Consider the following 12,528-nt stretch of genomic DNA (forward strand, 5'->3'; position numbering starts at 1 on the left):
CGGGGGGCCCCGCCCGGCGCCCCGACTTGGGGGCCCCCCCCCCCCCGGGGGGGGGGGTGGTGGGGGCGGGGGGGGGGGCCCGCGGGGCCTCCCGGACGGCCTCGTCGGCCAGCCGCACCGCGGCCGAGTCGGCGTCCGCGGTCGAGTAGACCACGGCGGTACGGATGCCCAGCTCACGGCAGGCCCGCAGGATGCGCAGCGCGATCTCGCCCCGGTTGGCGATGAGCACCTTCTCGAACACGGTCCACCACCTCAGGCCGGGTCCAGGGCGACCAGCGGCTGGTCGTACTCCACCGGCTGGCCGTCGGCGACCAGCACCTCGGTCACCCGGCCGGCCCGGTCGGCGGTGATCTCGTTCATCAGCTTCATCGCCTCGACGATGCCGACCACCTGTCCGGGGCGGACCAGGTCGCCGACGGCCACGAAGGGCGCGGCCCCGGGCTCCGGCGCCCGGTAGAAGGTGCCGACCATCGGCGAGCGCACCGCGCTGCGAGGGATCGGCGGCACCGGCGGCGCACCGGCTCCGACCACACCGGCCAGCGCGGTGGGCGCGGGCGACGCGGGCGGTCCGCCCGACGGAATGAACACGCCCGACGTGCCGGGTGCGGAGGCCGGGCCGGATCCGGCCTCGTGCTGCCATTCCACCTCAAGCTCGGTCCCGCCGTCGCGCAACCTGAGGCGGCGCAACGGACCGGGCAGCTCGGCGACGAGCTGGGCGACGTGTCGACGCAAGCCGGTCAGTGCCGCCTCGGTGTCCGCCTCGTCGCGCGCCACGGCCGGGCCCGATCGGTGCGGGACCGTCTCGCCGGACGCGTCGGGTGCGGGTGGCGGGCAGGTGACCTCCGGGGCGCGCTCGCCCCTCGGCGTCGGGGCGGGCACCGGCTGCGGACCGGCCGCTGCCGCGACACCGGACCCGGGCATGCCGCCGTCCGGGCCGCCCGGTATCGGCGGCCGGACCGTCGGCGCACCGGCGACGGCGGGCGCGGCGCCGCCCGTGGCGCTCACCGGGCACCCGCCCGCAGGTCGGTCCGGGCCGCGCCGAACCGGCGGAACCGGCGTCGGCGACGCTGCACCAGCGTGGCGACCGGCAGCTCCAACAGCGGCAGCAGGTTCGCCAGCACCGCCTCGCGGACCGCCTGGCCCGCCGCCGCCGGGTCGTCGGCGATGCCGAGCCGTACCAGGTCCGGAGCGGTCAGCTTCAGTGCCCGGGCCGCCTGCGGCGCGGCGGTCCGGCCCGGCCACAGGATCGCGGCGCACCCCTCCGGGCTGATCACCGAGTAGACCGCGTGCTGGAGCATCAGCACCCGGTCGGCGACCGCGAGGGCGAGCGCGCCGCCGCTGCCGCCCTCGCCGGTGACCACGGTGACGACCGGGGTGGGCAGCACGCTCATGGTCAGGATGTTCTCCGCGATCGCAGCGGCCTGGCCGTGCTCCTCGGCGGCGATCCCGGGGTCCGCGCCCGGGGTGTCCACCAGGGTCACCACCGGCAGACCGAGCCGGGCGGCGAGCCGCATCAGCCGCAGCGCCTTGCGGTGCCCGGCGGGGCTGGCCATGCCGAAGTTGCGGGCCACCAGTTCGGCGCTGCTGTGTCCCTTCTGGTGCCCGATCACCATCAGGTGCCGACCGTCGAGCCGGGCCAGTCCACCCACCACCGCCGGACAGTCGCCGCCGAGTCGGTCGCCGTGCAGTTCGGTGAACCCGTCGAAGGCCGTCTCCAGGTAGTCGAGCGTGGTCGGACGGCCGGGGTGCCGGGCCAGTCGTACCGTCGCCCAGGCGTCCCGGGTCGTCGGCTCCGGTGCCGTGGCCGGGCCGGCGGGGCGCGACGAGGTGGGCGCGACGCCGGGTCGACGCCCACCGGCCGCGGCGGCGAGCAGCGTCGTCAGCCGGGCGCGCAGCGCGTGCCGGGGCACCACCATGTCGACCTGGCCGTGCCGCAGCAGGAACTCGGCGGTCTGGAAGCCCTCCGGCAGGTTCCGTCCGGTGACCTGGCGGATCACCCGGGGGCCGGCGAAGCCCATCCGGGCGCCGCTCTCGGCGACCACCAGGTCGGTGCAGGTGGCGAACGAGGCGGCGACTCCCCCGTACGTCGGGTCGGTGAGCACGCTGACGGTGAGCAGCCCGGCCTCCCGCAGCGCGGCGATCGCCTGGCTGACGGTGGCCATCTGCATCAGCGACAGGGCACCCTCCTGCATCCGGGCCCCGCCGGAGGCGGTGACCAGGACCAGGGGGACGCCGGCCGCCAGCGCCTCCTCGGCGGTCCGGGTGATCAGTTCACCGACCGCGCAGCCGAGACTGCCGCCGAGGAAGCGGAAGTCCATCACGGCGAGCGCGCACCGGTACCGGCCGACGGTGGCGGTGCCGCAGAGCACCGCCTCGGCGAGACCGGTGTCGGCGCGGGCGGCGGTGAGCCGGTGCGGGTACGGCAGCACGTCGACGAAGCCGATCGGGTCCACCTCGACTGCGCGGTCCGGCAGGGGCTGGAAGGACGCCGGGTCGACCAGTTGGCGTACCCGCTCGGGTGCGGCGAGCCGGGCGTGCCGCCCGCACTCCGGGCAGACGTCGAGGTTGCGCCGCAGCCGCTTGCGGTACAGCAGGGTGGCGCAGCCGCCGCAGCGGGACCAGAGCGTCCCGTCGGCCGGCGCGGTGGCGGTCACGACCCGGGCCCGTCGAAGTGGTAGAAGCAGCGGGCCATCGCGTCGCGCGGGGACCGCCAGGTCGGCAGGTACGGCGACACGTACGGACTCAGCCGGGCGCTGACCCGCTGGAACTCGGGGTGGTCCCGGACGGCGGCGACCGCCTCGTCGCCGGGCGACTCGGTCTCCAGCAGGTGCACGTACAGGTCGCCGAGCCGGTACAGCGACCGGTGCCGCACACCGACCAGCCGGGGCAGTTCGGTGGTGTCGGACTCGGCGAAGATCTCGGCGACGGTGGCCTCGGCGGCCGGGTCCACCTTCGCGACGATCAGCGTGCGGTCCATGCTGGACCTCCCCCCATGGGCCGGTGGTGACACCACCGGGTGCCCGGACGACTGCGGCCACGATGCGCCGCCGCGCGTCACGCGGGCGTCACCGGAACCTCGGTTCACCGGGACAGTTGGTGACGTTCCGTTGACGCACGCTGTGCCCCACCTGTGCGCCGCCGAAGTCCATGATCATCGCAAGTGTGCAGTTCAGAGGCGGCTTCATGAAGACGGCAAAGTTACTGTGCCGACATCAGCGTTGACTCAGAGTAACCGCTATTGATAATCTTCACGACGGAACCGACCCGTCCCGCAGGGGGTACCGCCGTGGCCGCCGAACCATCCGCGCCGACCACCGGCGAGCACCCGAACGACGTACGGCTGCACCTGCTGGGCGGGTTCCGGCTCACCCACGGCGCCGCCCCGGTGGTGGTGCCCCGGGGACTGCAACGCGTCATCGCGCTGATCGGGCTCCGACCCGACGCGACCCGCGCCCACCTGGCCGGTCTGCTCTGGCCGGAGGCCGGCGAGGACCGGGCGCTCTCCTCGTTGCGCACCGCGCTGTGGCGACTCCGGCAGGACCCGTACTGCCCGTTGACCACCACCGCCGACACCATCCGGCTCGACCCGCTGGTCCGGGTCGACGTCGACCGGCTGGTCCAGACCGCCGCCCGGGTACGCGACGGGCAGGCGCCCGAGGACGCCACCGAGGCGCTCGCCGCCGGGCGGCACGACCTGCTGCCCGGCTGGTACGAGGACTGGGTACTGACCGACCGGGAGCGGCTGCGCCAGCTCCGGCTGCACATGCTGGAACAGGTCGCCGCCCAGCACCTGGCCGCCGGGCGGCACGGTGAGGCCCTGGAGGCGGCACTGGAGGCGATGGCCGCCGAACCGCTACGCGAGACGCCGCACCGGCTGGTGGTCCGCATCCATCTCGCCGAGGGCAACGCCTTCGAGGCGGTGCACGCCTTCTACGTCTACCGTGACCTGCTGCTGCGGGAGCTGCGCCTGGAGCCGTCCCCGGCGATGAGCGCACTGCTCGACGAGACGCTGGAGCCGATCCGCCGGGCCACCCGGGTACCCGCCGAGGCCCACCACCCCGGCGGCCGTGCGCGGTTCGCGGACCCGCTGACCCACCGGTCGCGTCACCGGCCCGACCGGTCGCGTTGACGGGCAGGTGACAGTCCACCGGACAGGGTGACACCGGACAGCCGTCCGTGGCCCGGCGAGACGTCCGGGCGGGAACACCGGTGAGAGGGGTCCGATGAGCCGTCTAGTGATCGTGAACAGGATCATCCCGGGCGCGGAGGGACGGGTGGCGCAGATATTCGCCGAGTCCGACGCGACCGAACTGCCCAACCTGACCGGGGTCCGCCACCGGTCCCTGTACTGCCTGCACGACCTGTGCGTACACCTGATGGAGACCGACGACGTCGGCGCGGACGCCCTCGCGGCGGCCCGCAACCACCCGCTCTACCGCGAGGTCAACGAGCGGCTCTCCGCGCACACCTCGCCGTACCTGCCGACCTGGCGCTCGCCCCGCGACGCGATCGCCAGTTGCTTCTACCGCTGGGACGCCGCGGACGTCCCCGCACCGCGCGTGGCCGGCTGACCGGTGGTCGGCTGATGTCCACCCGAGCACCGCACGTCCTGGTCATCGGCGCGGGCACCGGCGGTCTCTGCCTGGCACACGGGCTACGCCGGGCCGGGATCAGCGTCGCCGTGTACGAGCGGCACCGGACCCGGGCCGACGGCCTGCTCGGTTACCGGGTGGGCATCGGGCCCACCGGCAGCCGGGCGCTGCGCGACTGCCTGCCGCCGGAACTGTTCCGGATCTACCTGGCCACCTGCGCCCGTTCACCCCGCTACTTCAACGTGCTGACCCAGCGGATGCGGCACACCGCGTCGTTCCCGCTGCGGCCGGACACCGACCCGGTGGACACCGAACGGTCGGTGGCCCGGATGACGCTGCGTCAGGTGCTGTTGACCGGCATGGAGGACGTGGTCCACTTCGACCGCACCTTCACCCACTACGACCAGCACGACGACGGTACGGTCACCGCACACTTCGCCGACGGCACCAGCGCCGTCGGCGACCTGCTGGTGGCGGCGGACGGCACGCACTCCGCGGTCCGCCGGCAGTACCTGCCGCACGCCGCCGTCCGGGACGCCGGCACCGTCAACATCGCCACCCGGATCCCGCTCACCGCACACACCCGGGGACTGCTGCCGGAGACCGTCCGGCGTGGCATCTCGCTGATCTTCGGCACCGGTGGCGTGATGGGCGTCCTGCACGTGATGGAGTTCAAGTGGGACGGTGCCGGGCGACTCAAGTCCGACGTCTCCCCCGCCGACGCGGCCCTGCTGGCCGACTGGCCCGGTCTGCGGCACGACCCGACCCGCGACAACATCAACCTGGTGGTGTGGAGCACCGCGCGGCGCTTCCCGGCGGACGTGCTGCAACGCCGGGGCGGCGACCTCGTCCAGGTGGCGCTGGAGTTGACCGCCAACTGGCACCCGACCCTGCGTGAACTGCTCAACCGTGCCGACCCGGACAGCGCGCTGCCGATCCGGGTGTCCACATCGGAACCGGTGCCGCCGTGGAAGAGCAGCACCGTCACGCTGCTCGGCGACGCGATCCACACCATGACACCGGGCCGGGGCGTCGGTGCCAACACCGCGTTGCGCGACGCCAACCTGCTGCGCGGGCACCTGGTGCAGGCCGTGACCGGCGAGAAGACGCTGGTGCAGGCGGTTGCCGACTACGAGGCGGCGATGCTGCCGTACGGCTTCGCCCGGGTGGCCGACTCACTGAACCGCAGCGGTACCAACGGCGACGACCGGATGTACAAACCGGTGTTCGGCCGACTCGCACTGCTCGGCGCACGCGGGTACTTCCGGGTCACCAGCCGGGTACCCCCGTTACGGCGCAAGTTCGTCGACGACTTCTACACCTATCGCGGCGAGGAGGACTGACCCGTCCCGATCCGGCCCCCGGCACGGCGACCCGTGCCGGGGGCCGGCGCGTACCCGCCGTGTCCACACCGTCCGTCCCGCGTCGGACACCTGCGGTGAGCCCCGTCCCGCGAGTACGGACTGTTACATGGCCTGCCTGTTGCCCCGGCCCCACGTGTGCGAAGCTGCGGCGAGCTTTTTTCGCGACGATTCGGACGTAGGACTTCAGGGAGGTTTACCGTGGGCGACTCCTTCGGGAGCTGGCTGATACTGCTCGTGGCGCTGCTGGCGGGTCTGGCGGTGGGCTGGGTGCTGCTGCGCGGCCGACGGGGCGAACCTCCCGCGTCGACCACCGCGAGCGCCACCACCAGCGAGCCGACCCCGGCCGCCACCGTCAGCGAGCCGACCCCGGCCGCCGTCGAGACCGAACCGACCCCCGCCGCCGTCATCGCGGAGCCGGCCCCGGCCGCCGTCGAGAGTTCTGCGGCTGGCGAGACCGAGGCGGCGTCGTCCGTCGCAGAGACCTCTGCCGCTGTCGAACCCGCCGCTGCCGGCACCGAGGCGACGCCCGCCCCCGTCGAGACCGGGCCTACGGTGGACGCCGTCGAGACCGCGCCCGCGGTGGACGCCGAGCCGGCCACCGCCCAGCCGGCGATCGACGCGACGGCGGGCACCGACGCCACCTCGGTCGAGGACGTCGCCACCGCCCCGACCGTCGACGCGACGGCGACCGGCAAGCCCGAGCCCGCCCCGGCGGTGTCCGCCGCATCGGCCGCCACCGAGTCGACCACCCCGGACCCGGCCGTCACCGAGTCGGTCACCTCGGAGCCGGCCAGCTCGGACCCGGTCACCGCGCCGGTCACCCTGCCCGCCGACAGCATCACGCCGGAGCCGGTGTCCGTCCTCGACGCACCCGAGACCGACTCCGCGACGCGGCCCGCCGTCGCCACTCCACCGGTCCGGCCCACTTCGGCCGCCGACCCCACGGCGGCGGCCACCACCGAGACGGCGGTGTCGCCCGTCGCCAGCGAGTCGGCCACCACCGAGCCCGTAGCGTCGCCCGTCGCCACCGGACCCACTGCCGAGCCCGCCGCCGAGCCGGTGGCCGCCGGGGCCGCGTCGGCAGTGGCCGCGTCCGCCGGGGCCGCGTCCGCCGGGGCCGCGTCCGCCGGGGCCGCGTCCGCCGGGGCCGCGTCCGCCGGGGCCGCGTCCGCCGGGGCCGCGGACGACTTCCGGCGGATCCAGGGCGTCGGGCCGAAGATGGCAGCCGCGCTGCAGGGCGCGGGCATCCTCACGTACCGGCAGTTGGCCGAGCTGGACGAGGCCGCGCTGCGGGAGGTCATCAAGAGTGCCGGGCTCCGCGCCACCGCGAGCCTGGTCACCTGGCCGCAGCAGGCGAAGGTGCTGGCGGCCGGCGGCACCGACTGACCGATCGCCCCAACGGGCCGCCGACGCGGACGGGTCTTCGGACCGTCCCCGGGTCGGCGGCCCGTCTCGTTGCGGTCACGGCGGGTACGCCCGGTGGCCCTGCTACGGGTCAGAGTCGCCGCAGACCTGGTCGTCGCCGGAGCCACGCCGACCTCCGTTTGGCCGTTCGGTCCGTCTGGGTACAAGGCCCGGCACCGTGCAACCCACCGGACCGTGGAGGAAGCCATGCGTGGCACGTCGATATTCGGAGTCCTGGTCGTGATCTGGCTCATCATCGGCGCGGTCGCCGCCGGCCAGCGCGGCTACTACGACAACGAGGAGACCAACTGTGCCGAGTTGGGCACCATACTGGTGACCATCGTCGCCGGGCCGCTGAACTACGTCGGCGCCAACCCGCAGATCGAGTGTGAACTGCCGCAGCCCTCGCAGTGACGTTTCCCGGGTGGTGCCGGGTGACGCACACCCGGCGCCCCCAGCGCCCGGTGCCACCCGACGTCACCCGTCGGCGTACCGCCCGAAGATCACGCTCGATCCGGGATCGAGTGGCTGGCGTCACGCCACGAGGCCACTCGATCACGGATCGAGCATGATCTTGCGAAGAAGGCGGCGGTCCCCGGGCCGGAGCGGAGGTGCCGGGGCGGACGGATCCGGCCCTCCGCCGTGGTCACGAGGACCGGGTGGCGGAGGGCCGGGCGTACGAGTGGATCAGCGGAAGCAGTGCGCCACCGGCGGACGGCTTCCCTCGCAGTTGGTGGGGCTGTTCTCGATGACGACGGAGTCATCATCGATCTTGAGCTGGGCCCGCTCGACCTGTGCGCCGCCGGCCTTCACGGTCGCCCGGTTGCCGGTCACCTGGCTGCGGTAGAGCGAGGCGGTGCCGGCGGTGACGAACAGGCCGGCGCCCCGCGACCGTGGTCCGACCGCCGCGTTGTCCTGCACGCCGCTGCCGCGCACCTGCAGGTTGGACTTCTCGGCGTAGATGCCGCCGCCGTTGCCCCGGGTGGTGTTGTCCTGGACCACGCTGTCGTCCAGCGGCAGCAGGCCCTGGACGGTGGAGATGCCACCACCGGCCACCGCGGCCAGGTTGTCCCGGATCGTCATCTGGCGCAGGACCAGCACCGCGTCCGAGTTGGCCAGGCCGCCGCCGGTCTGGGCGCTGTTGCCGATCACCGCGCTGTCGAAGACCTTGGTACGCGCGGAGAAGCTGGCCAGGCCACCGCCCTGCCCGGCGTTGTTCTGCACGAAGGTGGAGGAGTACACGTCACCGGCGGCCCGGAAGTTGGCCAGGCCACCGCCGTAGCTGACCGCGCTGTTGTGCCGGAACTCGGTGCGGTGCATGGTCATCACACCACCGTTGAGCAGGCCCCCACCCTTGCCCTGGGCACCGGCGGCCCGGTTGCCGATCAGCCGGCTGTCGCTGATCTGGAGGTTGCCGTCGTTGAAGATCCCACCGCCGCCGCCCTCGGCGGACAGGGAGGTGCTGTTCACGACGGTGACCCCCTCGACCACCGCGGTCGCGCCGTGCACCACGAAGAGGCTGCCGCCCTCCGCCTTCGACCGGCCGTTGCGCAGGGTCACGTCGCGCAGGGTCAGCTCACCGCCGTCCCGGACGGTGAAGAAGCGGAACTCCTCGGCGTCGGCGGCGCGCACGATGGAGGCGCCGGAGCCCTCGATGGTGATCCCGTGGTAGATGACCGGCAGTCCGGCCGTGTCGTCGGCCGGGTTGCGGGGCGGCGCCTCGGCGTCGCCCGGGGTCTCGGCGGCGTCCGCGGCCTCCCGCGCGTCGCGGATGCCACCGTCGTACTCGTCGACCTGCGCGAAGGCGTGGGTCAGGGTGTAGGTGCACTTCTCGGCCAGGCGCAGCGTCGCACCGCCCTCGGCGTTGGCGCGGACCAGCGCCGCGATGAGTCGGGCGGAGTCGCACGGCACCCGGATCGCCTCGCCCTGCGGGGGGCGACCGTTGCGGGCCGGGAGCCGGTCGGCGGACGCGTCGTCGCCCCGTCCGGAGGCGGAGCCGTCGCGACGGCCGCCCCACGAGCCGTCCGGGTCGCCGCCGTCGTGCCGCCACTCCGGGCGCTGCCGGTCCGGGCCCTGCTGGTCCGGGCGCTGCTGGTCCTGGCCGGGACCGGCGTCCGCACCGCCGGGGACGTCGGAGTACATCGCGGCGGCGTGGCCCGGGCTCGGGGCCGGTGTGCGGTTCTCGGTGGTCGAGGCGACGGCGGTCACGCCCGCCGCTCCGACCACCAGAGTTCCCGCCACCAGAGAGCCGGCCAGCAGCCAGCGGGACCGCCGTCCGGGTCGGCGCGACCCGGGGCTGCCTTGGTAGGTGGACATCAAGGTTCCTGCCTCTCGTGCATGCGAAGACACGGCCGCGCCGAAATCGGGCGCGGGGTGGCGGACGTCGCCTCCGCCACCAGAGGTCACCGTACGAGGATCAAGAACCCAAATCCGGCATACGTGAATAAGTACGCCACTCGCGTTCACATTGCGTCAGAGGGGACCCGACTCATCCGCCGACGTGGATGCCCGGCCGCCGGGCCGGGTCCGGCTCGGACTTACGCAGGATCTCCCGGACCACCGGCGGCGTGTCGCCCCGCCCCAGGATCAGGTACCGCAGCAGGTGCGCGATCGGGTTGCCCTCGGACCACTCGAAGTGCGCGTGCGGACGTACCCCGGTGGCGTCGCGCAGCGCCAGCAGGATCGCGGCGATGGCGTTGGGCGCGGCCGGACTGCTGGCCCGCAGCACCCGGTACCCGCCGACCTCGACGCCGCACACCCGCAACACGTGCCGGAACCCGGACGGGTCCTCCACGTCGATCTCCAGGAACAGCACGTCGGTCGCGCCCGGCACCGGGTTCAGCCCACGCTGGGCGCGCTCCTTGATGGTGTACTCCTTGACCGCGCCGCTGCGCCGCTTGTGGGCGATCACGTGCAACCGGCCGTCGTGCGCCACCGAGTCGGCGACGAACCGCCGCGCCACCTCGTCGAACTCGACCCGCTCGGCCCGCAGCTCGGTGGTCCGGCTGACCCGGGAGACCAGCGAGACGGCGATGATGCCGAGGACGAACAGACCGGAGATCGCGATCCCGTCCGGCTTCTCGATCACGTTCTCCACGAGGGCGTACACGAGCACCAGGGTGAGCACGGTGAAGCCGACGGAGGCGACGCGCTGGCGCCGGGCGGCTGCGGCGATGGCCACCGCCACCGACGCGGAGACCATCATCGCCAGGATCCCGGTCGCGTACGCACCGGCCTGCGCGTCGACGTCGGCGCGGAACAGGACGGTCAGCACGATGCAGACCAGCGTGTAGACGATCACCACGGGTCGTACCGCACGCGCCCACTCCGGCGCCATGCCGTAGGAGGGCAGATAGCGCGGCACGATGTTGATCAGACCGGCCATCGCCGAGGCGCCGGCGAACCAGAGGATGAGCACGCTGCTCAGGTCGTAGACGGTGCCGAACGCCTCGCCGACGTGCTCGTGGGCCAGGTAGGCCAGGGCCCGCCCGTTGGCCGCGCCGCCCGGCGCGAACTGCTCGGGCGGGATGAGCAGCGTGGTCACGAAGGTGGTGGAGAGCAGGTAGACCGACATGATCAGCGCGGCGGCGGTGAGCAGTCGCCGGGTGTTGCGGATGCGCGCGGCCAGCCGGGTCTCGGCGTCCCGCCCCTCCCCGGCGACCAGCGGCATCATGCTCACCCCGGTCTCGAAGCCGGAGAGCCCCAGCACCAGCAGCGGGAAGGCCAGCGCCGCGGTCAGCGCCACGCCGCCCGGGCCGCCGCCGTCCGTGGTCAGCGCCGCCGTCCAGTCCGCCAGCGGGGCGGGATCCGCGGCGAGGTCGGTCAGCGCCACCACGACGATCACCGCGTTCAGCGCCAGGAAGACCACGACCAGCGGCACGGCCACGGCGACGGCCTCCCGGAAGCCGAGCAAAAACACCCCACCGAGGATCAGCAGCAGCACCACGGTGACGGTGACCGCCACCGCGGTCCCCCCGAACGCCTCCGGCAGGTACGGGTTCTGCAGCATGTGCACCGTGGCGTCGGCCGAGGAGAGCGTGATCGTGACGATCCAGGAGGTGGCGACGAAACCGAGCAGCACCAGTACGAAGATCTTGCCCCGCCAGAACGGCAGCAGCCGTTCCAGCATCGCCACCGACCCCTGGCCGTGCGGGCTGTCCCCGGCCACCCGGCGGTACATCGGCAGCATGCCGAACAGGGTCAGCGCCACGATCAGCAGCGTCGCCAGCGGGGAGAGCGCCCCGGCGGCCAGCGCGGCGATGCCCGGCAGGTACGACAGGGTGGAGAAGTAGTCGACGCCGGTCAGGCACATCACCCGCCACCAGGCGTGCGAGCGGGTCTGCCCCTCGGCCGTCTCCGGGCCGACCGGCTGCACCTGGTGCACGAACAGCCACCGGCGCAGCCGGCTCTCCGGTCGGGCCGGTCCGGCCGGTACCGCGACCCGGTCGGGCACGGTGACCCGTCGCCCGGCCCGTTCGCCGGGACGGGTGGGGTCCCGCGCGGCGCGAAGCGACGGCTCCGGTGTCCCGGACGCCGGACGACGCCGGTCCCGGCCCCGTCGCGCTCTGGTCCCGTCCCCCATCCGGTCAGCCGCCGGGCGGTACGGCCAGCGCGCGGGCCAGGGCGGCGGGGTCGTCGACGGTCACCGTCAGCCCGGGATGGCGCGGACGGCCACCCGGCAGCAGCGCCGGCACCGGTCGCGCGAAGCGGACGCAGAGCCCGGCGGCGGTGGAACTGCCGAAGGTGACGCCGAGGTCGGCGGCGGACAGGCGCGGACCGACCACCCGCCACCAGCGGTACGGGCCGGTGCGCGCGGTGTCCACGACGTTCGCCCGCTCGGTGCGCAGCCGCCAGGGCCCGAACCGCACCGTCAACGTGTCGCCGTCGACCCCTACCCAGGCGGTGGAGGGCCGTACCCCGAGCAGGGCCAGGAAGGGGCGCAGCACCGGGTCGAACCGGAACGGGAAGCGGTGCGTGGTCATCCCCGGACCCGTCGGCCGACCCGGTCCCCCGGTCGACTCGGACGAGGCGGGGCGGCGGGGCGTGGGCGGGGCCGTGCGGCGGGACGCCGGAAGGCAGCGGTCATGGGCGCCGCGTACCCCGCGAAGGCCGGCCGACACCCCCCGGGCCGGCCGGCCTCCTGTTTCCCCCGTGCTCACATGCCGGGC

Annotated in this window: 11 protein-coding genes and 1 pseudogene; 5 read left to right on the forward strand and 7 right to left on the reverse strand. The window is 74.1% G+C overall.

All coding sequences use genetic code 11. The features are described 5' to 3' along the window. Positions 1 to 77 precede the first annotated feature (77 nt). The 4 genes and pseudogenes from ACIBMZ_RS18035 to ACIBMZ_RS18050 all read right to left on the reverse strand — a co-directional run. Positions 78 to 241: pseudogene (locus tag ACIBMZ_RS18035) on the reverse strand (biotin carboxylase N-terminal domain-containing protein); the annotation flags it as partial. 11 nt (positions 242 to 252) lie between these two features. Next, the gene (accB, locus tag ACIBMZ_RS18040) at positions 253 to 1,005 is read right to left on the reverse strand and encodes an acetyl-CoA carboxylase biotin carboxyl carrier protein (protein ID WP_396695087.1); all 753 of its coding nucleotides are present in this window, start codon (positions 1,003 to 1,005) and stop codon (positions 253 to 255) included. Beyond that, positions 1,002 to 2,654 (reverse strand): carboxyl transferase domain-containing protein, encoded by a 1,653-nt coding sequence (locus tag ACIBMZ_RS18045; protein WP_396695089.1) that lies wholly within the window; start codon positions 2,652 to 2,654, stop codon positions 1,002 to 1,004. Before ACIBMZ_RS18045 ends, accB begins: the two co-directional genes overlap by 4 nt. Further along, entirely contained in the window at positions 2,651 to 2,977 is a 327-nt protein-coding gene (locus ACIBMZ_RS18050) for a TcmI family type II polyketide cyclase (protein ID WP_396695091.1), read from the reverse strand. Before ACIBMZ_RS18050 ends, ACIBMZ_RS18045 begins: the two co-directional genes overlap by 4 nt. Before the next feature lie 309 nt (positions 2,978 to 3,286). Between ACIBMZ_RS18050 and ACIBMZ_RS18055 the strand changes: the two genes are divergently transcribed. From ACIBMZ_RS18055 to ACIBMZ_RS18075, 5 genes are all read left to right on the forward strand, one after another. Then, positions 3,287 to 4,129, forward strand: a complete 843-nt coding sequence (locus ACIBMZ_RS18055; RefSeq protein ID WP_396695093.1) for a BTAD domain-containing putative transcriptional regulator — start codon at positions 3,287 to 3,289, stop codon at positions 4,127 to 4,129. A 94-nt stretch (positions 4,130 to 4,223) separates the two neighbouring features. Further along, the gene (locus ACIBMZ_RS18060) at positions 4,224 to 4,571 is read left to right on the forward strand and encodes a TcmI family type II polyketide cyclase (protein ID WP_396695095.1); all 348 of its coding nucleotides are present in this window, start codon (positions 4,224 to 4,226) and stop codon (positions 4,569 to 4,571) included. 14 nt (positions 4,572 to 4,585) lie between these two features. Continuing rightward, positions 4,586 to 5,935, forward strand: a complete 1,350-nt coding sequence (locus tag ACIBMZ_RS18065; RefSeq protein ID WP_396695097.1) for an FAD-dependent oxidoreductase — start codon at positions 4,586 to 4,588, stop codon at positions 5,933 to 5,935. Positions 5,936 to 6,154: 219 nt separating this feature from the next. Next, a complete protein-coding gene (locus tag ACIBMZ_RS18070) occupies positions 6,155 to 7,342 on the forward strand; it encodes a hypothetical protein (RefSeq protein WP_396695099.1) in 1,188 nt (395 codons plus the stop codon). 225 nt (positions 7,343 to 7,567) lie between these two features. Next, positions 7,568 to 7,774: a hypothetical protein gene (locus ACIBMZ_RS18075; RefSeq protein ID WP_396695101.1), complete on the forward strand. Its 207-nt coding sequence runs from the start codon at positions 7,568 to 7,570 to the stop codon at positions 7,772 to 7,774. 273 nt (positions 7,775 to 8,047) lie between these two features. Here ACIBMZ_RS18075 and ACIBMZ_RS18080 read toward each other — a convergent pair whose 3' ends face one another. From ACIBMZ_RS18080 to ACIBMZ_RS18090, 3 genes are all read right to left on the reverse strand, one after another. Then, complete coding sequence (locus ACIBMZ_RS18080) at positions 8,048 to 9,676, reverse strand: hypothetical protein (protein WP_396695103.1); 1,629 nt, start codon at positions 9,674 to 9,676, stop codon at positions 8,048 to 8,050. A gap of 172 nt (positions 9,677 to 9,848) precedes the next feature. After that, positions 9,849 to 11,942: an amino acid transporter gene (locus ACIBMZ_RS18085; protein ID WP_396695105.1), complete on the reverse strand. Its 2,094-nt coding sequence runs from the start codon at positions 11,940 to 11,942 to the stop codon at positions 9,849 to 9,851. A 4-nt stretch (positions 11,943 to 11,946) separates the two neighbouring features. Further along, on the reverse strand, positions 11,947 to 12,342 hold the full coding sequence (locus tag ACIBMZ_RS18090) for a hypothetical protein (RefSeq protein WP_396695107.1): 396 nt from the start codon (positions 12,340 to 12,342) through the stop codon (positions 11,947 to 11,949). Positions 12,343 to 12,528 lie beyond the last annotated feature (186 nt).

The organism is Micromonospora sp. NPDC049900, from assembly GCF_044461025.1.
Lineage (GTDB): Bacteria > Actinomycetota > Actinomycetes > Mycobacteriales > Micromonosporaceae > Micromonospora.

Excerpts from the sequence above, each read along its gene's own strand:
- ACIBMZ_RS18060 (WP_396695095.1), top strand. The coding sequence starts at position 4,224 with ATGAGCCGTCTAGTGATCGTGAACAGGATCATCCCGGGCGCGGAGGGA.
- ACIBMZ_RS18085 (WP_396695105.1), bottom strand. The coding sequence starts at position 11,942 with ATGGGGGACGGGACCAGAGCGCGACGGGGCCGGGACCGGCGTCGTCCG.
- ACIBMZ_RS18080 (WP_396695103.1), bottom strand. The coding sequence starts at position 9,676 with ATGTCCACCTACCAAGGCAGCCCCGGGTCGCGCCGACCCGGACGGCGG.
- ACIBMZ_RS18065 (WP_396695097.1), top strand. The coding sequence starts at position 4,586 with ATGTCCACCCGAGCACCGCACGTCCTGGTCATCGGCGCGGGCACCGGC.
- ACIBMZ_RS18050 (WP_396695091.1), bottom strand. The coding sequence starts at position 2,977 with ATGGACCGCACGCTGATCGTCGCGAAGGTGGACCCGGCCGCCGAGGCC.
- ACIBMZ_RS18090 (WP_396695107.1), bottom strand. The coding sequence starts at position 12,342 with ATGACCACGCACCGCTTCCCGTTCCGGTTCGACCCGGTGCTGCGCCCC.
- ACIBMZ_RS18075 (WP_396695101.1), top strand. The coding sequence starts at position 7,568 with ATGCGTGGCACGTCGATATTCGGAGTCCTGGTCGTGATCTGGCTCATC.